Origin of the sequence: Pseudoalteromonas sp. Bsw20308, assembly GCF_000310105.2 — a bacterium.
GTDB lineage: Bacteria > Pseudomonadota > Gammaproteobacteria > Enterobacterales > Alteromonadaceae > Pseudoalteromonas > Pseudoalteromonas fuliginea.
This window is the reverse complement of sequence record NZ_CP013138.1, coordinates 1209772-1236355: the sequence shown is the minus strand read 5'-3', so window position 1 is coordinate 1236355 and position 26584 is coordinate 1209772. Positions and strand designations below refer to the sequence as shown.

The following is a 26584-nucleotide window of genomic DNA, read 5'->3' as shown; positions in this document are numbered from 1 at the left end:
TTAGCACACTTTGTAAAATTTATAAATGTTATAAACTATCTCTGACCCGTAAAAAACTAGCAAAACGCGGTAACCCATTTTTTGTTAAGCCATGAAATCGGTACGTTACAGTACTACCAATTTCCGGTGGAATGGAGCGCTGTGCATCATTAAACCCAGTACCAATAGAAAATACCTGCCCCTGCGCTGTTTTTACCCTTAATGCCCCTAACATTCCTTGATATTTACCTTTGCCTGGTAAGTGTGCAATTACAACCGCTTCTGCATCTAAATAAGGTTTTAATTTTAGTAATGCATTACTTCTTCCATTGCTGTGCTTAGCGCTGGCCAAATGAAGCATTACACCCTCGCCGCCCTGCTTAGTTATGTTCTCAAAATACTCTGTAAGCTGCTCATTATTTGTAAAGCTATATTGACCTACTGCACTAATGTGCGGCAAGTTTAGGCTAGTAATTAGCTCATTATAGTTTTTATAGCGAGTGCTAAAAGGCAGATTTTTATCTGGCATATCAAATACTTTATAAGTAATAGTTTGCCAATCATGATTATTAGGTTTTTTAGTTCTGACTATGCCACTCAGCGCAGAAAAGTGCTCACGTTTAGTCCACAGCTCACCATCAAGCCATACATTTGGCAATGGCGCTGTAAACCAACTTGGCGCATTGATAATATTACCCTTACGAGTTAAAAACTCCGTGCCGGTCCAGATAGCTCTTACGCCATCATATTTTTCACTGACTAAATACTTACTTACATCATAATGCTTAGTTTTGTCATATACTTTAGCCAGTAAAACAGACGGCTGTGCTGCACTTATGCATTGCGTAAAAAGTACAATAACAATTAAAAGCAGGTGTTTAATAGTAAACATTGGCGCATCCAAGCATGTAAAAGTTGGCTTAAACTATAGTTGAGATTGCGCCCATTGCCAAAACTCATCTAAGTTGCTCATTTGATAGGTAGCTTGGCTAAAATCGTGATCTTTAGTATGGCTATTGGCAATGGCTACCACACGTAACAAAGCATTGTTGGCCGCCGTAACGCCGGTAAATGTATCCTCAACAGCAATTGCATTGCCTGCCTGTATATTTATCTGCTCAAGTGCCAGTAAATATGGGTCCCCAGCAGGTTTAGGATTACTTACGTCATCTTTTGTAACCACCGTATCAAACAGCTCATAAAACCCTAAACCTTTAAGTATTGGCATAGCTTCACTTTTAGCACTGCCTGTTACTAGCGCCATTTTTAAGCCACTCTCTTTTACAGCTTTCAACGTTTGCTCTGTAAATGGCATCAGTGGCGGTAAATGTGTTACTACATATTCACCAAATAAACGGTATTTTTCATCTGCTAAAAATTGTGCACTTACCGATAAGTTATGCTCTTGCTTAATTTCGATTGCGGCTTCTAAAGTGGGCCGTCCCGAAAAGCGCTGACAAAAATCATTTTCTAAATAACTAACACCGTAAGGCTTAAGTAGTTTACTCCAGCATACAAAGTGCATACTTTCTGAATCAACTAATGTGCCATCCATATCAAATAATATTGCTTGTAAAGTCATCCTCATTCCTTATACCAACCTGCATAGATCTTTGATCAATTTAACGAATTAAATTGCACTATAACGTCGTTAAAAATTTTTTATTTAGAACAACTAGATACAAAAATTTTTGCCTAGTTCTAGCGTAATTTTCTTAACGTTAAATAGAACCCATATATAAGCAGATTGGTATTATTTAACCTAAGCTAAATTTTGACAATAAAAAAAGGCGCCTTAAGCACCTTTTATATAAATACAGTTATTGCGTTAAGCCTGCTGGCGGCTCACCCGTTGCTTCCTCACCCGTATCAACATCAACAAGCTCATAGCCACGCGTTTTGCGCATAACTTTAAGTACAGGTTTTTCAAATGCTGTTTTTAAACGCTCTGAGTCATCTTTTAATTCATCTAATGTTGTACCAAAAGGGGCTGCGCCTGTTTCTGACCAGTTAGTTACTTTGCCGTTCAAGTTATATTCCACTTCGTGTATTTGATATTGCGCTGCTTCGTCTTTCGTTGCTTCACAAAAAATTACACGGTAATTCCAAAATCCAGCCATCTTTTTATCTCTTTAAATTAATTAACGCTACTTTACCAGCTTTATAAAAACATAAAAGCCTGCACAAGGCAGGCTTTTAAAAATTAATATAATTTAAGGTTATCTTTAGAAGAAGTTAACTTTAAACTCAGCGCCAACATAGCGTTCTTCATTAACCATTGCTGTGTTGTTATTAAAGTCGATTGCACCAATAGCAACTTGCTCATCAAATAAGTTACGAGCAAAAACAGCTACTTCGTATTCATTATCATCCTGAGCCCAAGTATAACCGGCGCGCACACCTACTTCTGTTAACGGTTTACCTTCAAACTCAACCGCTTCATATAAGAAGAAGTTAACTTTACTGCGGTACGATACATCGGTGTAAGCGTAAAAGTTACCATCGGCTAGTTCTTTTGAATAACGAAGTGTTATGTTAGAAATAAACTCAGGTGCATTAGGTAAGCTATTACCATCAATGATTGCTCTGCCATTCACTGTCGTATCAGTAATATGCAATGTGTCACGATCTGGTACAGGAATGGTAATGCTGTTATCTTTTAACTCTGTTTTGTTATAACTAAAGTTAAACGTGGCATTAAGCTCATCAGTTAATACCCACTCGGTATCAAGTTCAAAACCATAACCTGTTGTCTTATCTGCATTGAGCAAACTTGTGGTATTTGCAGTCCCACCTACAGCAGTTAATTGCTGATCATCCATAGTAAAATAATAAATACTCGCATTTACACGCCCGCGACCATCAAGTACGTCTGATTTGAAACCTGTCTCATATGAAGTAACAGTTTCAGAGTCAGCTGTAGTAACCTCGTCAGAGAACGTGATACGACCTTGAATACTAGGAGCGCGGAATGTATTTGCAACTCGTGCATATAAATTAACATCATCATTTAATTTATAAGACGCTGAAATATCCCAACTTACATGATCATCACTTACATCAGTTGTACGGGTGATATCGTTTGTACATTGTATCAAGTTATTTAGGCAGTCATCGCTAACTATTTTACGTACTGCTTCAAAGTCTTTTTCATCGTCTGAGTAACGAAGGCCAGCCGTTAGTTTTAAATCATCAGAAACAGTGTAATCTACAGAACCAAATACAGCCCAAGCTTTAGTATCTTGCTGTTGATTAACGTAACCGTTTAACGCGCCCCCAGCTAGAGTGTTATAGCCGAAGTTTTCAATCGTTACTGATTCATCAAAATAAAATAAACCGGTTTGAAAATTAACATCGCCGTCAAAGTTACTCGCTAAACGTAATTCTTGCGTGTATTGGTCGTGTTCTGGTAAACCACTTTCACTTTCTGATGGGAATGGAATTGAACCTGGACCATGAAACTCACCTAAAAAGTCAGCACCATAACCACCATCAATATCGCCACGCGAGTTTACTTCTGCGCTTTCCCAACCTGAAATTGAAGTAATTGTATAATCATTAAAATCATATTCTAGCTTTAAGCTTAAACCTTGTGCATCAACAGTTTGCTTTTCACGTGCTGCTGCATCGTGGTAAACAACTTTATAATCAAAGTCATCAACTAGATCGTTAGTGCCACTTTTAATTGCATTCGCACGAAATGGAATAGGTGTGCCATCCATATTACGTACGTGATAATTAAGTAAGGCTGAAAAATCATCTTTTTCATATAAGAATTGAACACGTGCAGCTCTATCAGTGTAACCACCTAATACATCGTCTTGTTCAAAACCTGGTGCACGGTTATCAATAAAATTATCTTTATCTTGCCATAAAACAGAAACACGTGCAGAAAGGTTATCCGTTAAGCCACCGCCTACAGCACCTCTAAAATCAACGGCACTGTCTGTGCCATATGATACTGAGCTAAAACCTTCAAATTCTTGGCTTGGCTTAACTGAATCAAACTTAACAAGGCCAGCCGGCGTATTACGACCAAACAATGTACCTTGCGGACCACGTAAAACCTCTACGCGCTCAACATCAAATACAGGGAAACCTTTTAGAATCGCATTTTCTTGAACGATATCGTCAACAACCAGTGACACAGGTTGTGATGCATTTAAATCAAAGTCGGTATTGCCTAAACCACGAACATAAAAACGTGGAAATGTACGGCCATAAGAAGACTCAATCGCTAAACTTGGAATTTTCGCATTCATAAAGCGAATATCCATACCAGCAGAGCTATACACATCAAGGTTATCACCTTGTAATGCAGATACTGCCACGGGTACTTCTTGAGCGTTTTCGACACGTTTACGAGCGGTTACTTGAATAACTTCTAATTGGTTGCTTTTTTTAGCTGTTTCTTGCGCAGCTAAAGAAGAAAATGAAGTACCTGCTACTGCAGAGAACAACGTTGCGTTAATTAGGGTTGCTAACGTAGATCGTTTCATTGCTTTCATGTTGGGTTTAACCTTTTGTGTGCACTCTTATTCAACGGTTTATGTGTTGCGCAATTTATACCATGGAGGTAGATTGCGGGTTCGACCAATTTTTCGCGTCTTGCTATAGGCTGCGCGGACCTTATTATCGAGAGTACAAAAACGATGTTATAAGGCTGAACGAACGATCGATATTATACCACCACGTAATAATTTTACTGCAAAAAGATGAGCAAAAAAGTAAACTCTTTTGCAACATTTAACTACACGTTATGCCATTTTTATACATTTAAAGGCATAAAACACAACAAATAAGGACATATGTCCTTATAAAAAAACACCAAACAAAGTAGCCATTTGCACTTTTTAAACAAAAATGAAAAAACACGAACATAGTTTGAAAATAAAAAAGCTGCACACGGCAGCTTTATTTTTTATGGACTCAGATAACTGAATGTTTTTTATTTGATACGCTTAAGTGCAATTTCACCATCTATATGAATATCACGCTGCGGGAAAGCAATCACTACATCATGCTCTTCAAATACAGCGTAAATACTAAAGCGAATATCACTGCGTACTTTTCTAAGCATAGTCTCCGACTCTGCGCACACCCAAAAAATAGCGTTAAATACAAGTGAGCTATCTGCAAAGTCATCAAATAGTACTGACGACTTTGGATTAGCCAATATAGCTTCATGGTCATCAAGTACTTGCTGAATTAGCTTTTTAACCAGCAGTACGTCCGATCCGTATGCAACACCAACGCTCACCGCTGAACGCGCATTACCATCAATTAGTGTCCAGTTAGTTACTGTATTTTCTAATAGCTGGCTATTGGGTATCAGCATATGCACACCATCGTTTCGGCGTATACGTGTTGAACGTGTATTTATTGTTTCTACCACACCTTTTGCATTACCTACTTCTAAAAAGTCACCAATACGAATTGGTCGCTCCCACATAAGTATCCAACCACTTATAAAGTTGTTGATAATATTTTGTGCACCAAAACCAACGCCAATAGCAATAGCGCCCGATACGAATGCAAATGCAGTAACGGGGATACTAAGCACTTCTAAGGACGTAAAAACTAAAATAGCAATGCTTATAATAAAGTAGATACGAGTGAATAAATGCACCGCGTCTTGGCTTAACTTTTTTGCTAGTAAGGTTTTTTTTATCAACTTACCAATACGCGTAACAACAAACCAAATAGCGAAAAGTATTAAAGGTACTTTAATGATTTTTGCAACGGTAATATGTACATCGCTGTAACTAAATACAACAAAGGCAAGAATTTGGTTTATGTGTTCTAACGTCATTTATTTTCCAATACAAGCAAGGAGCGCTTTAAAGTTAAATCGCTATAGAGTGAAAGTGATTCAGTGTTGGGTGAGTTTAGCACGTCATAATATAACTTAAACACACTGTTAATAAGTTCAATATGCACTGATTTAACTCCTACTGCAGCAAGTCCCCTCTAGTTATTAAAAAGTGGCGCGAGGTTTGTAACCTAGTGGGCTCAGTAAAAACCGAGCAAAGCTTCCGCATCCTGCTCACGCCCCTTATCTACATCCTGTAAGCAACAAAGAGTTAATCGTCCTTAGAAATAACCCGACGGGCAGCGCATGCTTGGTCTTTGTGCTACGTTATCGCCTATTTATGGGGAATAACCGCACTTCATAGGCTCTGCCTTGCCTAAAAACCAAACATACTGATGCAAGTTCAACCACCAAAGTTCACACGCCCTAACCTACATTTTAGAGCATCGCAATAAAATAGGGTGTCTACTTGCATAGCAAGAGTAAATGTATAAACAGCGCCTCTTTGATACTCACTGTAGTTAAAACGATGTTTTAGAGCTGTATTTACCTACCTAAATGCCTGTTATTAGCTAATTTGCGTTCAAATCCCGCTTAATATCGATAAACTTTATTGTATATAAATCAGAATTTGGTAAGTTAACTGGGTTTTTAAACTCATAAAGCCTATTCCGGCTAATCTTTCTATGGAGTTATTATGCGTAAGACACTGATCGCCACTACTATTGCTAGTGCCCTAATACTATCGGCCTGTTCATCAGATGAAACAACAAAAACGGCAGAAGAAGGCGCAGCACAAGTGCAAGACATGAACGCAAACAATGTTTTATTTAAACCAAGCCCATTGCAATATATGGCGCCAGAATTTGATAAATTTGGCACAAAAGACTACGAAGCAGCGTTTGATGCTGGTATTGCACAGCACACAGCGCAAATTGAAGCTATTGCTAATAACCCAAAACCTGCAACATTTGAAAATACATTAGTTAAAATGGAGCTATCAGGCGAGTTATTGAACCGCGTATCGGCTGCTTTTTACAACTTATCGGGTTTAATTTCAGATGACGAATACCAGCGCATTGATGAAAAAATGGCGCCGGTATTATCAGCTCACTCAGACGACATTTACTTAAACGGTGCATTATTTAAGCGCGTACAAACAATTTATGACAATCAAGATAAATTAAATGCTGAAGATCAACGTCTAGTTGACTTTTACTATAAGCAGTTTGTAAAAGCAGGTGCTAAGTTAAATGACGCTGAAAAAGCTAAAATGCGTGAAATTAACTCAGAGCTAGCTCAACTGTCGACCGCGTTTTCACAAAACATTTTAAAATCATATAAAGAAGACGTCATTGTCGTTACTGATAAAAGCAAATTAGCCGGTCTTTCTGAAGGTGAAATTGCAGGTCTTGCAGCTTCTGCTAAAAAGGCGGGTAAAGACGGTTACATGATCACGTTAGTAAATACAACGCAACAGCCTATTTTAAGCAGCCTTGAAAACCGCGACCTGCGTGAGCAAATTTTTAAAGCTTCTGCAAATCGTGCTGCAAAAACTAACGGCCCTATCATAATTAAAGAAACCAACCTACGCGCTCAAAAAGCAGAGCTTTTAGGTTATAAGGATTGGGCTTCTTATGTAATGACATCGCGTATGGCGCAAACAACTGACAATGTATATGGCATTCTAGACGACCTTGCGCCAAAAGCAGTTGAAAAAGCCAAAATAGAAGCAGCCGCTATTCAAAAAGTGATTAACGATTCAGGCGAAAGCTTTGAGCTTAAACCATGGGATTGGACTTTTTATGCTGAAAAAGTACGTGCAGAAAAATACAACTTAGACCCAGCACTTGTTAAGCCATACTTTGAAATGCAGTCGGTAATTCACGACGGTTTATTCTTCGCGATGAATAAACTATATGGCATTACGTTTAAAGAACGTAAAGATCTTCCCGTTTATCATGAAGATGTAACTGTATACGAAGTATTTAACGCTGATAACAGTGCTATCGGCTTATTTTACTTAGACCCATATGCACGTGAAGGTAAACGTGGCGGTGCATGGATGAGTGCATACGTAAGCGAAAGTGGCTTAAAAGGTACTAAACCAGTTATTTACAATGCGCAGAACATTCCAAAACCTGCTGCAGGTGAACCTACGCTAATGACGTTTGACGAAGTGTCTACTATGTTCCATGAATTTGGTCATGCTGCACACGGTTTATTCTCAGATGTTAAATACCCAAGCTTAGCGGGTACTGCAACGGCGCGTGACTTTGTTGAATTTCCGTCGCAAGCAAATGAAGATTGGATGATTGAACCAACGGTACTTGCTAACTACGCTAAGCATTACAAAACAGGTGAGCCAATTCCACAAGCTTTACTTGATAAAGTACTTGAATCGCAAAAATTCAACCAAGGTTACGGCACTACTGAATATTTAGCCGCTGCACTACTTGATATGGAATGGCATTCATTTGGTTCTGATGAAAAAATTACTGATGTTCAAAAGTTTGAACAAGACGCGCTAGAAAAACACGGTATTGCTTACTACCCTGTTCCACCGCGTTACAAATCAAACTTCTTTAGCCACACATTTGCAGGTGGTTATTCAGCAGGTTACTACGCGTACCTATGGACTGAAGTGTTTGCAGCAGATGCCTTTGCACATATGGAAAACAACGGCGGCTTAACACGTAAAAATGGTGACAAGTTCCGTAAAGAAATCCTATCAAAAGGTAACAGCCGCGACTTAATGCAAAGCTACATTGAGTTTAGAGGTCAAAAACCAACTACCGACGCATTACTTAAGCGCCGTGGTTTAGTTGAGTAAATAACTTAATTTATTAAGCTCACCTTTTATAAAAGCCCGCTTGCGGGCTTTTATTGTTTATACCCTCACATATAACAGATAAACTTAGCTCAATATTTATTAAAAGATGATGGTTATGCAGTACTTATTTACAGTCACTTTGCTATGGGCGTTTTCGTTTAGTTTAATTGGTGTGTACTTAGCAGGACAAGTTGACGCTTGGTTTAGCGTATTAATACGCATAGCACTGGCAACACTGATTTTTTTACCTTTTTTAAAGCTCAAACAAACGCCTAAACCTTTAGCCTTAAAGCTTATGCTGATTGGCGCTATACAACTTGGTGTTATGTATAGCTTTTACTACCACTCATTTTTATTTTTAACCGTTCCTGAAGTACTGCTATTTACTGTAATGACTCCTTTGTACATTACCTTGCTAAATGATGCATTGAATAGACGCTTTAACCCACGTTTTTTTATAGTCGCGCTTATTGCTGTAATCGGCGCAATTACTATTCGTTACGAAAACCTAAATAACAATTTCATAATCGGTTTACTATTAGTTCAAGGTGCTAATATAAGTTTTGCTGTAGGCCAAGTCACCTATAAACGCTTAATGAATAAAAATCAACTTGATGATAAAACCGTGTTCGGATGGTTTTTTATAGGCGCACTTATTATTGCCATAATTTGTTATGCATTATTTGGCAATTCAAACAAATTACCAACCACTTCTACTCAGTGGGGCATACTGATTTATTTAGGGGTTGTTGCATCAGGCCTTGGTTACTTTATGTGGAATAAAGGCGCAACCCTTGTCAACGTTGGAGCTCTAGCAGTCATGAATAACTTACTTATCCCAGCAGGGATTATTGTTAACGTGCTTATTTGGAACAGAGACGCTGACATAGTTAGGTTAAGTATTGGAGCAGCTATAATGTTAGGTGCATTATTGGTCAATCAAATGCTTAATAAAAAGTGAATTAATAAGTTTGTAGCTAAATTGTCATTAATAATCATTAAGGTAGTACAAATTTTACTTTTTAAGGATAAACAATGAAACGTATTACCTTACTTACAAGCTGTATATTGTTAGCCGCACTTGCAGGCTGTGATGACGATGTAGAAATAGTAGAAAAAGAAGTGGTTGTTACCAACACCGAAGTGGAAATTGTTGAAGTACCTACGCCCATTGTTGTAGAGGTTGCTGAAGGCGCAAATATTCAGCTAGGCACTCGCCCCGACTATTTAATTGATGATATGGCGCAAAGCACACTAAAAACAAAATTAGAGTCATGCAGCGAAGGGCCATTTTATCGTACTGATTTTTCCATTGGTCATCGCGGTGCGCCAATGCAATACCCTGAGCATACTAAAGAAGCCTACATTGCTGCAGCCAGAATGGGCGCAGGCATTGTTGAATGCGATGTTACATTTACAAACGACAAAGAGCTTGTTTGTCGCCACTCTCAATGCGATTTGCATACCACAACTAATATTTTAGCCATTCCTGAACTTGCAGCGAAATGCAGTGTGCCATTTACACCAGCCGATCCTGCTAATGGTATTGCTGCATCAGCTAAATGTTGTACCAGCGACATAAGCTTAGCGGAGTTTTTAACCCTTGAAGGTAAAATGGATGGTGCAAACACTAATGCAACTACCGTTGCCGATTACATGGATGGTACACCAAGTTGGCGCACTGATTTATATGCCACCAACGGCACATTGATGACCCATAAACAAAGCATTGCACTGTTTAATGAGCTGGGTGTAAAAATGACCCCAGAACTAAAATCGCCACAAGTAAGTATGCCATTTGATGGAATGACACAAGAGCAATATGCGCAAAAAATGCTAGACGAGTACACACAACTGGATGTGCCAGCCTCAAAAGTTTACCCGCAATCATTTAACCTTGATGACGTAAAATACTGGATTAACAACAACCCTGACTTTGCAGACAAAAGCGTATACCTAGATGGTCGCGACAGTGAAGCCGGTTTTGATCCAAGTAACCCGCAAACATGGCAACCGAGCATGGATGAACTTGTTGCCGATGGCGTTAAAATTTTAGCCCCTCCTATTTGGATGATGCTAACAATAGATAGCGAAAACAATATCGTCCCCTCGCAATATGCAATTGACGCTAAAGCGGCAGGTTTAGCGCTTATTGCATGGAGCCTTGAGCGATCAGGCCCGCTAAATGAAGGCGGCGGTTATTACTATCAATCAATTGCTGATGTTATAGATAACGATGGCGATATGATGACGGTTGTTGATGTACTTGCAAAAGACGTGGGGGTTATGGCTATATTTTCAGATTGGCCTGCTACGGTAAGTTATTACGCTAGTTGTAATAAAATGCCTGCAAGTATTTAATACCAATCTGCTTATATATGGGGTCTATTTAACGTTAAGAAAATTACGCTAGGGCCTGTTTATCTTTCGAGGTTAAATTTGCATCAGACTGTTTGGTATTTAGGCAAGGCAGAGCCTATGTAGTGTGGTTATTCCCCATAAATAGGCGATAACGTAGCATAAATGCCAAACAGGCGCTGCCCAAAGGGTTCTGCCTAGGGGCTATTTACTCTTTGTTACTCGGTTTTTACTTAGCCCACTAGGTTACAAACCTCGCGCCGCGATTAAATGCCCCCTAGATTGAACAAATTTTAATCCTGAAAGGTCAACAGGCCCTAGAACTAGGCAAAAATTTTTTATCTAGTTGTTCTAAATAAAAAAATTTAACGACGTTATAGTGAAATTTAATTCGTTAAATTGATCAAAGATTTATGCAGGTTGGTATAAATACTCAACAACAAGAGTCGTTTATTTTATCGCGCTCAGTTACCATATCATTATATAATTTTATTTAACTGAGCGCTTTTATGATAATCCAACAACATAATGCTGACTTGCCAACACCTACAGGTTTAATGCGAACAACTGTATATCGCCCTCAGGCGCAAGGGCAATTCCCTGCTATTATTTTTTATTCTGAAATATTTCAGCAAACCGCCCCGATTGCACGCAGCGCAGCTATTTTAGCAAGCCATGGCTTTGTGGTGTTAGTCCCGGAAGTATTTCACGAGTTAAACCCTATAGGCACTGTGCTTGCTTACGACGATGCAGGTAAAGACAAAGGCAATGCCGACAAATGGGCAAAACCACTTGAGCATCATGATAGCGACACGCAAGCCATTATCGACTTTATAAAGCAACAAACTTACTGCACAAGCACCGTAGGCGCAATGGGCGTATGCATTGGCGGACATTTAGCTTATAGAGCAGCACTTAACCCTGAAATTAAAGCGGCTTTTTGTTTATACGCTACTGATATTCACAGCAATACATTACCGGCAAAACTAGGCAACAACTCATTCGAGCGTATGGCTGATATACAAGGTGAAATTCACTTTATATGGGGAAAACAAGACCCGCATGTACCAAAGGAAGGCCGCGCTAAAATATACCAACAATGTGTAAGCACAAACATCAATTACCAGTGGCAAGAAGTTAATGCACAACATGCCTTTATGCGTGATGAAGGTGAGCGATACGATGCAGCCCTTGCTATTAATATGTATCAACAAGCGGTTGCATTATTTAGCCGTACTTTATAAGTGCTTTATAAATATTTTAAAAGCGAAAATAATTAAACGCCTTTCAGCATACCTAAAGCGGTATGCTGTTTTACAAAGTAGGCTTTTAAGTAATCAATAAATAATCGTAGTTTTTTAGATCCCGCAGCCCCTGGCGGAAATACTCCGTACAGTTCAATATCTTTGCTTTTATAATCATCTAATATTATTTCAAGCAACCCAGCTTGTACTTTTGGCCACGCATCGTAAAGCGGAATACGGCCAATGCCATGCCCCGCTTCTACAAAGGCAGTACGTGCGGCTGCGTTATTAGTACTTAGCCCGCCTTGCATTGTAATATCGTGTTTTTTGCCATCTTTTTGAAGTGTTAATGTTTTACTCCCGAGCTGGTAAACGACCCATTGGTGCTCTGCTAGCTCTAAGGGCGTTTTAGGTTTTCCAAAATGTGCAAAGTATTCCGGCGCGCCACAAATACAGGTGCTCATTGTAGTCAGCTTGGTTGCCTGCAAGTTGGAGTCACTAAGCGCCACACCCCTAATTGCAAAATCAAACCCATTTTTAATAATATCGATAACGTCATCCGTAAGTTGTAAATCAATTTTAATTTTAGGGTATTGCCGTTTAAAGGTATTTATTGCAGGTACAATTAATTGCATTCCTACATTTACGGGGCAACTAATTTTAAGCAAACCTTGTGGCTCACTTTTTATATTTTCTATTTGTTGATTAGCGGCATTGGCTTGTTCGGTAATTATTCTACAACGCTCATAATAAGCAATGCCGGCTTCAGTGAGCGCCATGGTGCGGGTTGAACGATTTAGTAAAGTGATTTCAAGTTGGGTTTCTAATTTTTTTAAATGATAACTTGCCACGGCTCGCGTAAGCCCTAGCTGTTTAGCAGCAGCGGTTAAGCTACCCTGCTCTACAATTTGTGCAAATACCACCATACTTTTTAACTGCTCAAACGACACTTTCATAAACGCTCCACAATATGTTTCAAATTCAACCTTTCAATTGTATCAATTATTAAATCAATAAAGTTAAATTTATCATCGTTGTTTAAAGGAGTGTTAGTGCATATAGTAATCGGTAAGCAAGATTACTAATTTAAATCATCAGAAGGAATATATTCAATGTCTAAAAAAATACTTATGGTTCTTACATCTCACGCAGAACTTGGTAACACTGGCGAAAAAACAGGTTTTTGGGTAGAAGAATTTGCAGCCCCTTATTACGCCTTTGTTGACGCAGGCGTTGAAGTAACGTTAGCGTCTCCAGCTGGTGGCCAACCACCCATTGATCCGACAAGTACACTTGCTGATTTTCAAACAGATGCAACAAAACGTTATGACGCAGATAGCGCAGCACAAACATTAATGGCAAACACTAAAGTGTTGAGTGAAGTGAATTCAAGCGATTTTGACGCTGTATTTTACCCAGGTGGCCACGGCCCATTATGGGACTTGGTTGACAACACAGATTCAATTTCACTTATCGAAAGCTTTGTAAAAGAGCAAAAACCGGTTGCTGCGGTATGTCATGCAAGCGCGGCATTTTTAAATGTTAAAGGTGCTGATGGCAATGCATTAGTAGCGGGTAAAAAAGTAACTGGTTTTACTAACTCAGAAGAAGCTGCAGTACAACTTACCGATATCGTGCCATTTTTAGTTGAAGACGAGCTAATTAAAAAAGGCGGCGATTATCAAAAAACTGACGACTGGGGCGTATTAGCACTAGTAGATGGTTTAGTAATTACCGGTCAAAATCCAGCAAGCTCTGAACTAGCTGCTAAAAAGCTACTAACTAAGTTAGGTTAATAGCGAGTAATAATTAAAATTAAGCACAGTATTTTATGCTGTGCTTTTTTAATTGCTTTTCATTAGCAAATACAATTCCTATACTGGCAACTCTTAAAGTCAATTAGGGCAATTATATGGCAACCAAGCCAACCACACTGTCATTACTAACCACTACCCGTTTCGCAATTTTTAGTATTGTTGTTATTTGCTTTGTACTACAAGTAATTAATAGCCTCCCTGGTATAAGCTTAAATGGTTTAGGAATATACCCACGCAGTATCCAAGGCTTAATTGGCATACTATGCGCGCCTTTTTTACATGGTAGCTGGTGGCATTTTGCCAGTAACATGATCCCATTTGTAGTATTAAGTTGGCTAATTTGCCAATACAGCGTTAAGCGTTTTTATAATGTATTTATTTTTACCGCTTTAGTTGGTGGACTGTTAGTTTGGGCATTTGGGCGCAGTAACATACATGTTGGTTTAAGCGGTGTTATATATGGTTTGTGGGGATTTATACTTTGCTATGGCGTGGTCAGGCGTTCGTTAAAATCCATTATCATTGCTATTGCTGTTGCCATACTTTATAGCGGTTTTATATGGGGTGTTTTACCTCAGCGCTACCATGTATCGTTTGAAAGCCATCTATTTGGAGCGCTAAGCGGGTTGTTTTTAGGTTATAGATTAGCAAAAAACGATAAGCTAAAAGGTCGATGAGTTAAATATTAAACGAAACCTTTAATTAATTTTTTATGTCCCCATTTATGAGTAAGTATTAAACAATTCTATTTAACATTGAGGTTATTTATGAGTGATGAAAACGAGTATACACCACCAAAAGTATGGACGTGGGAAAGTGAAAGTGGCGGTAAGTTTGCTAGTATTAATCGCCCCGTTGCCGGCGCGACTCATGACAAAACTCTACCTATTGGTGAGCACGCATTTCAGCTTTATTCTCTTGCGACACCTAATGGTCAAAAAGCCACTATTATGTTTGAAGAGCTTTTAGAGCTTGGCTTAACTGGTGCAGACTACGACGCATATTTAATAAATATAGGTGATGGCGATCAGTTCGGTTCTGACTTTGTTGATATTAATCCAAATTCGAAAATCCCAGCACTAATGGATCATTCAACCACGCCACCGACTCGTATTTTTGAATCAGGTTCTATTTTACAGTATTTGGCTGAAAAATTTGATGTACTCATCCCTAAAGACTTAAAAGCTAAAACGCAGTGTCGTAACTGGCTGTTTTGGCAAATGGGTTCAGCGCCATACTTAGGTGGCGGATTTGGTCACTTTTATAGCTATGCGCCAAGTAAAATGCAATACCCTATTGACCGTTTTACAATGGAAACTAAACGCCAACTTGATGTGTTAAACCGTCATTTAAGCGAAAACGAATACATGGCGGGTGATGAATATTCAATTGCAGATATCGCCATTTGGCCGTGGTACGGCTCGCTAGTTCTAGGTGCTTTGTATGATGCAGCTGAGTTTTTAGATGTTGCTTCATACACTCACGTTGTACGCTGGGCTACACAGGTTTCAGAGCGCCCAGCTGTAAAACGCGGTCGTCGTGTTAATCGCACATGGGGCCCTGAAGAAGAGCAAATGGCAGAGCGCCATAAAGGCAGTGATTTTAAATAAAATAGCCACGCGTCTTTGTATAAAAGCCAGTAATATTTGCTGGCTTTTATACCTCAAAAGACACGCCATTTATTGCCAATAAATTAATTAAAGCAACAGCTTAATACAAATTAACTATTTAAATCATTTATTATAAAGTTATTTTCTTTTAAAATATGAAAACGCTCCAAAATAAGCTAACTTTAATATAAATTATTAAAACTAAGTGTTTTTATGCGTATAACTATTTATCTCATCATCATAAGCCTCTTTTATACTGCCTCTTTTTCCTTTAGTACCTACGCTGAAAATATTAAAACACTGACTATTTATCACGATTCTGACTACTCTAATCATAACGAATCCGCCTATGCAATGAAAATGGGAGCACTTACAGCACTCGCCGAAATTAATAATAATGTACAAGGTTACCAAATAAATTTTATTGAAAAAGATAATAGAGGAAACTCTAATCGCAGCTTGCTGCATATGCAGCAGTTTTTAAAAGATTCAAACGCGTTAGTTTTTTTGGGGGGTCTACACTCTCCTCCCTATATTAAAAATAGAGATTTTATAAATAAAAATAAACTATTACTTTTAGTTCCTTGGGCTGCTGGTGGGCCAATTACCCGCTACCCTGACGAGAAAAACTGGGTATTTAGACTCTCTGTAGACGATACAAAAGCAGGCCATAGAATGGCCCAATTTGCAACGCAGACTCTTGGTTGTCAAAAACCCCAACTGTTATTAGAAAATACCCCTTGGGGTAAGTCTAACAATATTGCGATGAGCAAAGCATTGGGGAATATTAAAACTAAAGTAAATTGGTTTAATTGGAACATAAAAGCGAATAGTGCAAAAATAATTCTACGTGAAATCATAAGCGACCAAGCCGATTGTATTTTGTTTGTGGGTAACGCACTTGAAGGAGCTGAAATAATTAACGCTATGGCAAGCTTTGTAGAGAATAAGCGAGTACCTATAATTAGTCACTGGGGGATCACTGGGGGGGATTTTTTCACAAATGTTGAGCACGCAATAAAATCAAACCTCAGCCTGCATTTCATACAAAGCTGTTTTTCTTTTTTAACTAAACCCCAAACAAAGCTTACCAAAAACGTGGTAAATCAAGCGCTATCGCTTTCCCCCCCTTCTATAGCACCAGAAAAGCTGGATTCTCCGGCTGGGTTTATCCATGCATATGATCTTACTAAAATCCTATTACAAGCCATTTCGCAAACAACATTAACCGACGATATACAAAAAAACAGGGCGAATATTAGGCTCGCACTAGAGAATTTAAATCAACCAATCGATGGATTAATTAAACAATATAAGCAGCCTTTTACTCAGTGGTCTAGTGATGATGCAGATGCACATGAAGCACTTGGGTTAGATGATTTATGCATGGCAAATTATAAACCTGATGGGAGTATTCATATATTAAATAATTTAGAAGGCAGTCCAGAATAATGCCAAACTCACTGAGTAATAAATTTAAACTGACAACAAACAATGCATTTTATACTTTTTTAGCATTGAGTTTAATACTTTCAGTAACAATAAGCCTTTTACTTGTTGGGAGCAGAGCTAATGATGCTATTTATGATTTACAGAGTAAAAGTATAGAAATTGAATCGGAGTTAACCACTAGCTACTTAATGCTTTTTATAGAAACCCGAGAACAGATCCTCAAAGATATTGCTCGCCAGCCAATTTTGTCAAATGCAATCATGGGCTCAGAGACATCTAAAGCTGCGCTATTAGATTACCTTGATGAATATAAAATTTTAGGAAAAACCGAAAAGCTTGTTATTACAAATATTCTCCAAGAAGTTGTGTATAGCAGTGACTCATCATTAGCTGAGGTAATTGCGACAGAACCTACTTGGCTAAATAGTATAATTAACAATCAAATAGAAAGCGCTGTTATTTTACGGTCATCACAATCGCAATATTTTTTTACCATTGCAGTACCTATAAAATATAACAACCTCAGTGAAGGGGTGCTAACAGTACAATTTAGCACACCGCTTAGGGAGTTATTACCTGCAAAATTTGTATTAAATAATCACAACATCATACTCAGTGGCCCTTGGGTCTCTTTTTCAAATTTAGATGAAACACAGCAGTATATTTCAATCAGTAAAAAACCGGTTGGCTCCACAGGCATTGAGTTAAATTATTTAATAAAAAACAGCTTGTTAGCTGAAAAAGTAACCGCCTTTATGCTAGATATAGCAGTAGCTCTTATTTTAAGCCTACTCCTTTCATCTGTTGTGTTATTAATTTTTGGTAGGCATTTACTATTAAACCCATTTAAGCAGCTTGAGATTTCAAAAAAAGCGATCAAATTAAGTGAAGCCCGTTATGAGTTAGCAGTTGAAGGCAGCAATGATGGTATTTGGGATTGGGATATCCTCTCTAATACAATATATTTTTCCCCACGGATTAGAGTATTACTTGGATACAATGAAAACGATATAGAGTTTTTACCTAATACAATTGAAACATTTAATAACCTAATTCATATTGATGATATAGATGAAAACCAAAAACAATTAAAAGCGCATTTAACGCAAAATAAACCATATAATATTGAATACCGCTTAAAGAATAAATCAGGTGTATACCGTCACTTTAGAGCGAAAGGCATGGCATTACGAGACAGCAATAATATTGCCATCAGAATGGCGGGCTCAATTACTGACATCACTGAACAAAAAAAATCACAAGAGGCATTAAAAAAAGCCAAAGAACAAAATGATCTATTAGCCCATGCTATAGAGTCTTGTAATGTAGGAATATCGATCGCAGATGCTAAGGTCCCTGGTCTACCTTTAGTATTTTTAAATAGCGAGTTTGAAAAAATAACCGGTTACAAAAAAGAAGATATGATCGGTAAAAATTGCCGTGTTTTACAAGGCCCTAACACAGATAAAAAATCAATATCGGTCATTAAAAATGCAATAAAAACATTAAAAACTCAGCGTATAGAAATAGTAAACTACAAAAAGGATGGCACCGCATTTTGGAATAGTTTACAAATCTCCCCTGTTTTTGACGAACACTCTAAACTCACCGCCTTTGTAGGAATTCAGCAAGATATCACTAAACAGATTGCTGCCAATCATTCATTAATTGAAGCAAAAGCATTAGCAGAACAAGCGAATATAGCAAAAAGTGAGTTTTTAGCCTCAATGAGTCATGAAATACGTACGCCTATGAATGGAGTACTCGGTATGCTTAACTTTATTTTAGATAGCCCTCTAAACGAAAAGCAGCAATATCAAACACGTATTGCACTTAACAGTGCAAACTCTTTACTCAATATAATTAATGATATTTTAGATTTTTCAAAAGTAGATGCAGGTAAGCTTGAGCTAGAAGAGTTAGAGTTTAACTTGCATGCCATGCTAGGAGATTTTTTAGAAACAGTCGCAGCTCAAGCATATAGTAAAGGTATTGAACTTATTTTAGATATTACAGATATCAAATACCCTTTCGTTATTGGAGATCCTGGACGACTCAGACAAATATTAACAAATCTTGTTAATAACGCTCTTAAATTTACCCATGTAGGAGAAGTGCAAATTATTGCTAAATTAATCCCCACTAATGGGAATGAAATACGCTTTAACTGCCAAGTGAAGGATACCGGAATAGGCATTCCAGTAGAGCAACAAGCCAAGTTATTTAAATCATTTTCACAAGTAGATTCTTCAACAACACGGAAATACGGCGGGACAGGATTAGGGTTAGCCATCGTTAAAAAACTCTGCAATTTGATGCAAGGTGAAGTAGAGGTAAAGTCGGACGAAAATAAAGGGAGTAACTTTATTTTTGATATCACTTTAAAGAAAGGTAAAAAAACAGAAAAAGTAATGCCTCCTATAGATATTACTGGAATTAACATACAAATAGCGTGCAGTAACAAAAGCCAAGCTAACGTACTTCAAAAGCAGCTTACACAATGGGGAGCAATCGTAACAATAAGCTCATCAGCAAAAATTGCGCTAAATACTTACGAGCAATTTTATACCCAACATGCTCATCCTTTCGACATTGTAATTATTGATACAAAACTTAGCGACAGTAACGGATTAACACTCGGTAAAACGATTAATGATCTAAATCTTCTCAGTACAGCAAACCTTGTATTGATGACCACAATAGATCAGTTTGAAACTAATGAACACTATAAACAAAATGGTTTTACTGCTTACTTTCCAAAACCGATGACAACTAAAGATATTTTTAACCTTCTTACAAAATGCTTACCCGAGAGAAACACTTTACATAGTGAAAATACCCAAACTTGTACCATAACCGAAAAACCACTTGGGCCGAATGATATTGTATGGCGTGAAGATATACGTATTTTATTAGCTGAAGATAATCAAATTAATCAGATTGTCGCCGCAACAACATTGAAAAAGATGGGAATTAGTGTTGTAGATATTGCGACCAATGGTAAAGAGGTACTTGATTACTTAGATCAAAAAAATACTATTGAGCCATACTCTCTTATTTTAATGGATTGCCAGATGCCTGTTATGGACGGATATCAGGCAACAACTTTAATTAGAAATAATGAAGCAAGAGATAAAGCAAACGCCATTACAATCATAGCAATGACAGCGAATGCTATGACGGGTGATAAAACTAAATGTTTAGATTCCGGAATGGATGACTATATATCAAAACCAATTGCCCAAGATATTTTATTTGAAAAACTTTTAAAGTGGCTTCCTCACTCTGTAAAATAGACATTCAGCCACATTTTCTTACATATATTTAGTTGTTCTAAAATTAGTCGTTGGTACTATAAATTAATCTTGAGCAATACTATATTGCTCGTTAATTTAAAGGATTAACGAATGAATAAAATAATAATAACGCTATGTGCTTTAGCTCCTTGCCTTGTATCAGCACAAAAACTAGCAATACAAACAACACAAGCATTAATTACAACCGACTCCGCAACTGTATTTGCATATAACAAGACCCTAAAGCAGCTTGAGAGCATCAATTTACTAAGCGCAAAAAGCATTCAACTTACCCTACCCAATAATGCGATTGGTTTTGATGTAGCAACACTTGCCAATGCCGATACCAAACAAGCACTAATTTTAGCAAACGACGGGGTTTATAAAACCAATAGCGATAAAACAACATTATTGTTTACTTATGAATCAGTGCTTAATACATTAAAAGTAGATGAGTTTGAGAAAATTGATTTTGTTTTTGATGCCAATAACGATGGCTTAAGTGATATTTTTATCCCTAATTTAACAAGCAGCACCTTATATGTTCAAAACAAAGACGGCAGCTTTAAGCCCAACCAATTTATGCAAACACCTTTGTATGAAGGTCGTTTTTCAAGTAAAGGACTTTCGCTGGAAGTTAATATTAGCAATAAACCCGTCGTTATTGATTTTAACCACGACGGCTTAAACGACCTAGTATTTTCAAACGACTTTGGAGCAGATGTACTCCTTGCTAATTCAGAGGGCTTTGAGCAAAAGCTTACCTCAATTGACTTTGACATCGAGTTAGGCGAACTAAGTAATGGTGAAACTCGAAAAATAAAGCAAATTATTGATATTAATAACGACGGATTTCTTGATTTTACAACCAGGCAGTTTAAGCCTACGCAAGGTATGGATTCGTTAGATATAAAAATAGCACATACTTTATACCTAGGGAGCGCTAAAGGTTTTACTAATACGCCCATTACCTTATTTGAAACACAGGGCCCTAGTGAACTATTGCTCAAAACTGATTTTAATAATGATGGCTTAATTGATTTACAAAAAATGGACTTAGATATTGGCTTAGGTACTATCGCGTCTATGGCATTGGGCGGTGGCAGTACTGATGTAGATGTAGAAATGAATCTTTATAAACAGCAATCCGACGGCTCATTTGCCAATAAATCGAGTATCGAACTTGATTTAGAAATGGAAGTGGGAATGAACGGCAATGATTCCAAACCAGCGCTCTATTTAGGCGATATTAACGGCGACAGCTATATTGATGCGGTATACAAATACAGTAAAAAAACACTGTATATTTATTACGGAGAGCAAGATTCACTGCTAAATAAAAAACGTAAGAAATTAAAATTAACGCTGCCTAAAAATAACAAAGATATTCTGTTAGTTGATATAAACCAAGATGGTAAAAAAGATTTTGTATTTAAATTTACCGAAGAAGATGGCACCAGCAAAATAGAAACACGGTTAAATTAAGCCAATAAAAAAGCCCAACAGAATTAACCGTTGGGCTTTGGACTTAAGACTTTCGAGTAACAGTCAGCTTTACTCTAAGTAATAATACCTAAGCAGTTACATTTAGCAGCGAATCGCCTTCACTTAAACCAAATTTCTCTTGCACTGATGCAAGAATTGATTCTTTATCTTCATCAGACAACTGGTTTGAATACTCAGTTAAGAGCTCATCTAAATAGCTGACTACTTCGTCTGTATCGACTGATTCTAATGAGTTTTGCGGACGCTGGCCTTCTGCCCGTCCTGCATCACCAATACTTTTAGCATCAAATTCAAGTTCGCCCATTAAATCAGCAAGCTCTTTAGTGGGTGCAATACCTTGCTCTTTAAACGCCGCTTGAATACTTTGCGCATCGTCGCTAGTTAAGTTTTCGGCATCAAACTGTGCAAGCGTTTCTTTAATAAAATCACTTTGCTCTGTTGTTAATTTTTCAGCTTGATTACTTTGTTGCGGCACAAAACTCGCAGAGCTGCTGCCAATATTATTAATCATTTTAGTATCCTTTCAACGTTCACGACGAGGTGGTTTATGATCGCTAAGCTCTTGTTCACTGATTTCGCCATTACCATCGGCATCTATAGAATCAAAAATTGTTTGTGCATCGCCGTGCGGTGGTTTTTTAGCACTAAACTCTTCAAAGCTAATTACACCATCACCATCAGTATCAATAGTTGAAAAATCAGGTCTTTCAGGAGGATTGTCACCGCCTCGTGCAGCTACATTAGCTGAAAAAGCAATAGATAATATTGCCACAGTGGCAAGTGTTGAAAAATGCTTCATAGTAATAACCTCGTATTTAAGAATTAAATTAAGATTACGCTTTAAAAACGCAAACAATGTGCAAACAATAGGGAAGTAGTAAATTATTTTGATAAAAAAATTAATTTAAAAAGTTATGGTTGATTGCATTGCAATCAATATATAAGCTAATAAAATAATACGATTAATAACTGACGAGCAGTTGCGTTACTGCCCTTAATTCTCAAAGCTGATATACTGCTTGAGCCAATTAAACAAACAAATACAGAGCACTTTCATAAATAATGATTAATAACCAACCCTACTTAGCAGGCAATCTGTGAAAATACCTAAACGCCTACAACCTCTTGTTGATGATGGCCTTATTGACGAAGTTATAAGCCGACTAATGAGCGGCAAAGAAGCCGATGTATTTATTGTGCGTTGTGGTGAACACATACGCTGTGCAAAAGTGTATAAAGATGCCGTTAAACGTAGCTTTAAAAAAGCGGCACAATACCAAGAAGGCCGAAAAGTACGTGGTGGACGCCAAGCCCGTGCTATGGGCAAACGCTCTAGCTATGGCCGTCAATTAGAAGAAGAGATTTGGCAAAATGCCGAAGTGGATGCGCTATCTCGTTTAGCCGGTGTGGGTGTACGTGTACCTGATACTTACTTTTGTATTGATGGCGTGCTGCTTATGGAGCTCGTGTCGGACGAGGATGGTAACGTAGCTCCTCAACTTGGACATGTCGTTTTTAGTGAAGAGCAAGCGATTGAGCAGCATAAACTCATGATGCATTATATTAAGCTTATGCTTTGCGCAGGTATAATACACGGCGATTTATCTGAATTTAATGTACTTGTAGATAACAACGGCCCTGTAATTATAGATTTACCGCAAGCAGTTAACGCTTCAGCAAATAACAGTGCACAAGCTATGTTTGCACGCGATGTCAATAACATACGCCGCTACTATGGTGAATTTGCGCCAAGCATACTAAAAACTCAATACGCTAAAGAAATGTGGGCATTATTTGAAGAGGCCAATTTAACGCCTAATTCAACGCTTACAGGTGAATTTGAAGACAGCGACGAACTTGCCGATGTAGATTCTATTCTTGATGAAATCCAAGCGGCAGAATATGAAGAGTTTGACCGTTTAGAGCGAATTAAAAATGCTGACGATGATGAGTAGCTCATCGTCATAGCTCACTAATCCCCCCTTACTGCGGGTGCACAAATCGGTAGCCAACCCCATAAACAGACTGAATAACACTTTCAGTTTGTGTCACTTCATCTAGTTTTTTACGCAACTTTTTAATATGGCTATCAATAGTACGGTGGCTCACAATACGCTGATCGGCGTACATAGTGTCCATTAAACTATCGCGCGAATAAATACGATTTGGGTTGTTAAACAAAGGTTTAAATAGCTGAAATTCAAAGTTCGTTAGCTCTATGCTGCTTGATTTGTATTTTACGTTGTAGGTGCTCTCATCAAGCTTCATTGTTGACTCTGTAACATCACTTGCGTTATTTAATCGCCTTAATATAGCTTTTACGCGTGCCACCAGCTCAGCATAACTAAACGGCTTACAAATATAATCATCAGCACCTAACTCTAGTCCAAGTAATCTATCTATTTCTTCTACTCTTGCCGATACCATAATAATAGGCACGTTTGAAAAGCGCCTGATTGCTTTACACAATTCAATGCCACTTTGGCCAGGTAACATTATGTCGAGTAAGATTACACTCGGGCTGTTAATTTCAAGCCAAGGTAATACTTCATTCCCGTGATGTATTTGATGAGTGATAAAGTGGTGGCTGCTTAAAAAGTCACTCATTAAGTTAGCTAGCTTTACTTCATCTTCCACAATCAGAATTTGTTCACTCATAGGCATCTCTGTAAGTAACCTCAACTTTATTTTTATAAACTAAATAGTAGGCAATCTAATAATAATGGCAAGACCACCTAAACTGGCTTTTTTAGCAGCTATTTCACCATTATGGCCTTTAACTATATGCTGGCAAATAGATAAGCCTAAACCAGAACCCCCCTCTTGGCGATTACGCGAACTATCTACTCGATATAAATACTCAAACAAATGCGATAAATGCGACTGCTCTACACCTACGCCATTATCTTCAATTATAAGCTCTAAGTAGGTTTGCCCTTTAATACTTATATTGCTAGCCGTTAATGAAATAGTTGAGCATTGTGCATAGTGTACTGCGTTCATTAAAATATTATCGAGTAGCTGCAAAAGGCGTGTTTTATCTGCTTGTACAGTTATGTGTTTAGCGCTATTTAGTAAATGAATTTTTATATTATTTTGTTCAAGCACAACCTGATATTTTTGCTCAATAGTATTTAATAATAACGCCATATCAGTAGGTTGCATAGTGTAGTGCATACCACCTAACTCTGCGCTATTGAGCATATGCAAGTCGTGTATTAAGCGTTTTAAATGCAAAGCTTCATCGTTAGCCGAACTTATATTTTTTGTGTTCGGTTCTCGTATACCAAGTAGCATAGCTTCAAGTTCACCGAGTAAAATGCTCATTGGCGTCCTAAGCTCATGAGAAATATTAGCAAGCCATCGCTTACGTACTTGCTCATCTTTAGCGAGTGTAAATGCAAGGATATTAAAATCTTCGCTTAATTGGCCTAATTCGTCTTTTCGCTCAAGCGTAAGTTTGGTCTCATAGTTACCTTGCGTTAAGCGATGCATACCGTTAGCAATTTGCTTTACTGGGCTAACTAAGTGGCGAGACAATAAAAAGGTAACCAGTAATGTAAGCAATACCGCAGCTAAAGCAATAAACCATAAGTAGTTAGTTTGCTGCTGTAAAAAATCAAGCTCATAACCATCAACCAAGTTATCTCTTTTGGAAACAGCTAAGTAACCCACTGTTTTATCGCCCACTGTAATTGGGGTTGTTATATATTTTAAATCACTGAGATATTTACCCACTACTCGCTGTTTATTTTCATCAAGTAATGCGTAGTGAGCAATATTGTCCGGTGGTGGGCGGCGATCCATCCCTAAACGAACATGATCTGGCGGCGGTCGTCGCATCATCCCTCCCCTGTGACCCGGACCTTTTGGTGGTCTAGGTAAAAACTGGCTATTTTCTAGCTGCGATTCAACAAGCTTTCTAAAATTTTCGTCATCGCCAACAACGCGTTGCCATGAGGGGGTTTGTTCGTACTGTCTTGACAGCTGCGCAACAAGTGGTTCAAGCGCTTTCACCTCTTTTGCATTAACAAAATCAATTACGCCTTGGCCTATACTCCATTGTATAAGTACTACTAGCCCTGCAATAACACTAAAGGTAAAACTAAATAGTATTAAAAAAAGTTTATTATGAATTTTCATTAATTCGTGTTTTCAACCTTGCTAGGAAAGCTTTCAAATCGGTATGTTATAAACTCTTTGCTTTGATCGCTAACATACAACGTAGCAACTATTTTTTTGCCTTGAACGGTCCAATACATATGACCATGATTATTTAAAGTAACCGATACGGTATTTATACCAGTTTTAAATAAGTTAGCAGGTAAATGCAACGCTTGTCCGTAAATTCGCTGTATTTTAACCCCATTAATGTATAAATGAGCATGACCTTGTAAAAAGCCCGTGTCATCGTTTGTAGTAACGCTCATCATTTGCTGCATGTTCATCGTGCCCTCTGGCGGCACAGACAAATCATAACGCTGTGTATCTAAAATTAAGTTATAACCCGACATACTATCTTTTAATAACTTAAGGCTTAATGCCGGGATTGGCGTATCATTTGGCACTGCTATAGGCATATGGCTATGATCCATCATTTCCTGCTGCGCAAAGAGCTTGAAGCTCAATAGCGCAGCAGTTGTTAGGATCAATGCGTATTTAAAATAACGCATAGTT

At 37.9% G+C, this 26584-nt stretch carries 22 protein-coding genes; 11 read left to right on the top strand and 11 right to left on the bottom strand.

Annotated features, from left to right (window positions below; all coding sequences use genetic code 11):
• Positions 1-28: 28 nt before the first annotated feature.
• From D172_RS05290 to D172_RS05270, 5 genes are all read right to left on the bottom strand, one after another.
• Positions 29-871, bottom strand: coding sequence for a DNA ligase (locus D172_RS05290; RefSeq protein WP_007376887.1), 843 nt, complete (start codon positions 869-871; stop codon positions 29-31).
• 33 nt (positions 872-904) lie between these two features.
• Entirely contained in the window at positions 905-1561 is a 657-nt protein-coding gene (locus tag D172_RS05285; RefSeq protein ID WP_007376886.1) for an HAD family hydrolase, read from the bottom strand.
• A 238-nt stretch (positions 1562-1799) separates the two neighbouring features.
• On the bottom strand, positions 1800-2099 hold the full coding sequence (locus D172_RS05280; protein ID WP_007376885.1) for a hypothetical protein: 300 nt from the start codon (positions 2097-2099) through the stop codon (positions 1800-1802).
• A gap of 105 nt (positions 2100-2204) precedes the next feature.
• Positions 2205-4487, bottom strand: coding sequence for a TonB-dependent receptor (locus D172_RS05275; RefSeq protein ID WP_007376884.1), 2283 nt, complete (start codon positions 4485-4487; stop codon positions 2205-2207).
• 440 nt (positions 4488-4927) lie between these two features.
• Positions 4928-5791 (bottom strand): mechanosensitive ion channel family protein, encoded by an 864-nt coding sequence (locus tag D172_RS05270; protein WP_007376883.1) that lies wholly within the window; start codon positions 5789-5791, stop codon positions 4928-4930.
• 697 nt (positions 5792-6488) lie between these two features.
• On the opposite strand from D172_RS05270, the gene D172_RS05265 reads away from it, so the two are divergent.
• The 4 genes from D172_RS05265 to D172_RS05250 all read left to right on the top strand — a co-directional run bounded on the left by D172_RS05265 (position 6489) and on the right by D172_RS05250 (position 12226).
• Entirely contained in the window at positions 6489-8624 is a 2136-nt protein-coding gene (locus D172_RS05265) for a M3 family metallopeptidase (protein WP_007376882.1), read from the top strand.
• Positions 8625-8739: 115 nt separating this feature from the next.
• Positions 8740-9585, top strand: coding sequence for a carboxylate/amino acid/amine transporter (locus D172_RS05260; protein WP_007376881.1), 846 nt, complete (start codon positions 8740-8742; stop codon positions 9583-9585).
• A gap of 74 nt (positions 9586-9659) precedes the next feature.
• Positions 9660-10985: a glycerophosphodiester phosphodiesterase family protein gene (locus D172_RS05255; RefSeq protein WP_007376880.1), complete on the top strand. Its 1326-nt coding sequence runs from the start codon at positions 9660-9662 to the stop codon at positions 10983-10985.
• A gap of 506 nt (positions 10986-11491) precedes the next feature.
• A complete protein-coding gene (locus D172_RS05250) occupies positions 11492-12226 on the top strand; it encodes a dienelactone hydrolase family protein (protein WP_007376879.1) in 735 nt (244 codons plus the stop codon).
• A gap of 32 nt (positions 12227-12258) precedes the next feature.
• Here D172_RS05250 and D172_RS05245 read toward each other — a convergent pair whose 3' ends face one another.
• On the bottom strand, positions 12259-13182 hold the full coding sequence (locus D172_RS05245; RefSeq protein ID WP_007376878.1) for a LysR family transcriptional regulator: 924 nt from the start codon (positions 13180-13182) through the stop codon (positions 12259-12261).
• Between the two features lie 156 nt (positions 13183-13338).
• Between D172_RS05245 and D172_RS05240 the strand changes: the two genes are divergently transcribed.
• The 6 genes from D172_RS05240 to D172_RS05215 all read left to right on the top strand — a co-directional run bounded on the left by D172_RS05240 (position 13339) and on the right by D172_RS05215 (position 21886).
• On the top strand, positions 13339-14022 hold the full coding sequence (locus tag D172_RS05240) for a type 1 glutamine amidotransferase domain-containing protein (RefSeq protein WP_007376877.1): 684 nt from the start codon (positions 13339-13341) through the stop codon (positions 14020-14022).
• A gap of 116 nt (positions 14023-14138) precedes the next feature.
• A complete protein-coding gene (locus tag D172_RS05235; RefSeq protein ID WP_007376876.1) occupies positions 14139-14720 on the top strand; it encodes a rhomboid family intramembrane serine protease in 582 nt (193 codons plus the stop codon).
• Between the two features lie 90 nt (positions 14721-14810).
• The gene (gene yghU, locus D172_RS05230; RefSeq protein ID WP_007376875.1) at positions 14811-15653 is read left to right on the top strand and encodes a glutathione-dependent disulfide-bond oxidoreductase; all 843 of its coding nucleotides are present in this window, start codon (positions 14811-14813) and stop codon (positions 15651-15653) included.
• A 213-nt stretch (positions 15654-15866) separates the two neighbouring features.
• Complete coding sequence (locus D172_RS05225) at positions 15867-17105, top strand: ABC transporter substrate-binding protein (RefSeq protein ID WP_007376874.1); 1239 nt, start codon at positions 15867-15869, stop codon at positions 17103-17105.
• Positions 17105-20401 carry a PAS domain S-box protein gene (locus tag D172_RS05220; RefSeq protein WP_007376873.1) on the top strand — a complete coding sequence of 1099 codons (3297 nt, stop codon included), beginning with the start codon at positions 17105-17107 and terminating at the stop codon, positions 20399-20401. Before D172_RS05225 ends, D172_RS05220 begins: the two co-directional genes overlap by 1 nt.
• A gap of 111 nt (positions 20402-20512) precedes the next feature.
• The gene (locus D172_RS05215; RefSeq protein ID WP_007376872.1) at positions 20513-21886 is read left to right on the top strand and encodes an FG-GAP repeat domain-containing protein; all 1374 of its coding nucleotides are present in this window, start codon (positions 20513-20515) and stop codon (positions 21884-21886) included.
• 88 nt (positions 21887-21974) lie between these two features.
• On the opposite strand, the gene D172_RS05210 is transcribed toward D172_RS05215, so the two are convergent.
• Both D172_RS05210 and D172_RS05205 read right to left on the bottom strand, forming a co-directional pair.
• On the bottom strand, positions 21975-22418 hold the full coding sequence (locus tag D172_RS05210) for a hypothetical protein (RefSeq protein ID WP_007376871.1): 444 nt from the start codon (positions 22416-22418) through the stop codon (positions 21975-21977).
• Positions 22419-22430: 12 nt separating this feature from the next.
• Positions 22431-22706: an EF-hand domain-containing protein gene (locus D172_RS05205; protein WP_007376870.1), complete on the bottom strand. Its 276-nt coding sequence runs from the start codon at positions 22704-22706 to the stop codon at positions 22431-22433.
• Between the two features lie 298 nt (positions 22707-23004).
• Here D172_RS05205 and D172_RS05200 point away from each other — a divergent pair, with 298 nt between their 5' ends.
• The gene (locus D172_RS05200; protein ID WP_007376869.1) at positions 23005-23862 is read left to right on the top strand and encodes a PA4780 family RIO1-like protein kinase; all 858 of its coding nucleotides are present in this window, start codon (positions 23005-23007) and stop codon (positions 23860-23862) included.
• A 28-nt stretch (positions 23863-23890) separates the two neighbouring features.
• Here the strand turns inward: D172_RS05200 and D172_RS05195 are convergent, their stop codons facing one another.
• From D172_RS05195 to D172_RS05185, 3 genes are read right to left on the bottom strand one after another with little or no spacing between them, the layout of a single operon-like run.
• Entirely contained in the window at positions 23891-24565 is a 675-nt protein-coding gene (locus tag D172_RS05195) for a response regulator (protein ID WP_033023590.1), read from the bottom strand.
• Between the two features lie 39 nt (positions 24566-24604).
• Positions 24605-26050 carry an ATP-binding protein gene (locus D172_RS05190; protein ID WP_007376867.1) on the bottom strand — a complete coding sequence of 482 codons (1446 nt, stop codon included), beginning with the start codon at positions 26048-26050 and terminating at the stop codon, positions 24605-24607.
• A complete protein-coding gene (locus D172_RS05185) occupies positions 26050-26580 on the bottom strand; it encodes a hypothetical protein (protein ID WP_007376866.1) in 531 nt (176 codons plus the stop codon). The genes D172_RS05190 and D172_RS05185 overlap by 1 nt, the downstream gene beginning before the upstream one ends.
• Between the last annotated feature and the right edge of the window lie 4 nt (positions 26581-26584).

What these genes read in the sequence shown, in the direction of transcription:
- D172_RS05290 (WP_007376887.1), bottom strand. Translation starts at nt 871, where the DNA reads ATGTTTACTATTAAACACCTGCTTTTAATTGTTATTGTACTTTTTACG.
- D172_RS05285 (WP_007376886.1), bottom strand. Translation starts at nt 1,561, where the DNA reads ATGACTTTACAAGCAATATTATTTGATATGGATGGCACATTAGTTGAT.
- D172_RS05280 (WP_007376885.1), bottom strand. Translation starts at nt 2,099, where the DNA reads ATGGCTGGATTTTGGAATTACCGTGTAATTTTTTGTGAAGCAACGAAA.
- D172_RS05275 (WP_007376884.1), bottom strand. Translation starts at nt 4,487, where the DNA reads ATGAAAGCAATGAAACGATCTACGTTAGCAACCCTAATTAACGCAACG.
- D172_RS05270 (WP_007376883.1), bottom strand. Translation starts at nt 5,791, where the DNA reads ATGACGTTAGAACACATAAACCAAATTCTTGCCTTTGTTGTATTTAGT.
- D172_RS05265 (WP_007376882.1), top strand. Translation starts at nt 6,489, where the DNA reads ATGCGTAAGACACTGATCGCCACTACTATTGCTAGTGCCCTAATACTA.
- D172_RS05260 (WP_007376881.1), top strand. Translation starts at nt 8,740, where the DNA reads ATGCAGTACTTATTTACAGTCACTTTGCTATGGGCGTTTTCGTTTAGT.
- D172_RS05255 (WP_007376880.1), top strand. Translation starts at nt 9,660, where the DNA reads ATGAAACGTATTACCTTACTTACAAGCTGTATATTGTTAGCCGCACTT.
- D172_RS05250 (WP_007376879.1), top strand. Translation starts at nt 11,492, where the DNA reads ATGATAATCCAACAACATAATGCTGACTTGCCAACACCTACAGGTTTA.
- D172_RS05245 (WP_007376878.1), bottom strand. Translation starts at nt 13,182, where the DNA reads ATGAAAGTGTCGTTTGAGCAGTTAAAAAGTATGGTGGTATTTGCACAA.
- D172_RS05240 (WP_007376877.1), top strand. Translation starts at nt 13,339, where the DNA reads ATGTCTAAAAAAATACTTATGGTTCTTACATCTCACGCAGAACTTGGT.
- D172_RS05235 (WP_007376876.1), top strand. Translation starts at nt 14,139, where the DNA reads ATGGCAACCAAGCCAACCACACTGTCATTACTAACCACTACCCGTTTC.
- yghU (WP_007376875.1), top strand. Translation starts at nt 14,811, where the DNA reads ATGAGTGATGAAAACGAGTATACACCACCAAAAGTATGGACGTGGGAA.
- D172_RS05225 (WP_007376874.1), top strand. Translation starts at nt 15,867, where the DNA reads ATGCGTATAACTATTTATCTCATCATCATAAGCCTCTTTTATACTGCC.
- D172_RS05220 (WP_007376873.1), top strand. Translation starts at nt 17,105, where the DNA reads ATGCCAAACTCACTGAGTAATAAATTTAAACTGACAACAAACAATGCA.
- D172_RS05215 (WP_007376872.1), top strand. Translation starts at nt 20,513, where the DNA reads ATGAATAAAATAATAATAACGCTATGTGCTTTAGCTCCTTGCCTTGTA.
- D172_RS05210 (WP_007376871.1), bottom strand. Translation starts at nt 22,418, where the DNA reads ATGATTAATAATATTGGCAGCAGCTCTGCGAGTTTTGTGCCGCAACAA.
- D172_RS05205 (WP_007376870.1), bottom strand. Translation starts at nt 22,706, where the DNA reads ATGAAGCATTTTTCAACACTTGCCACTGTGGCAATATTATCTATTGCT.
- D172_RS05195 (WP_033023590.1), bottom strand. Translation starts at nt 24,565, where the DNA reads ATGAGTGAACAAATTCTGATTGTGGAAGATGAAGTAAAGCTAGCTAAC.
- D172_RS05190 (WP_007376867.1), bottom strand. Translation starts at nt 26,050, where the DNA reads ATGAAAATTCATAATAAACTTTTTTTAATACTATTTAGTTTTACCTTT.
- D172_RS05185 (WP_007376866.1), bottom strand. Translation starts at nt 26,580, where the DNA reads ATGCGTTATTTTAAATACGCATTGATCCTAACAACTGCTGCGCTATTG.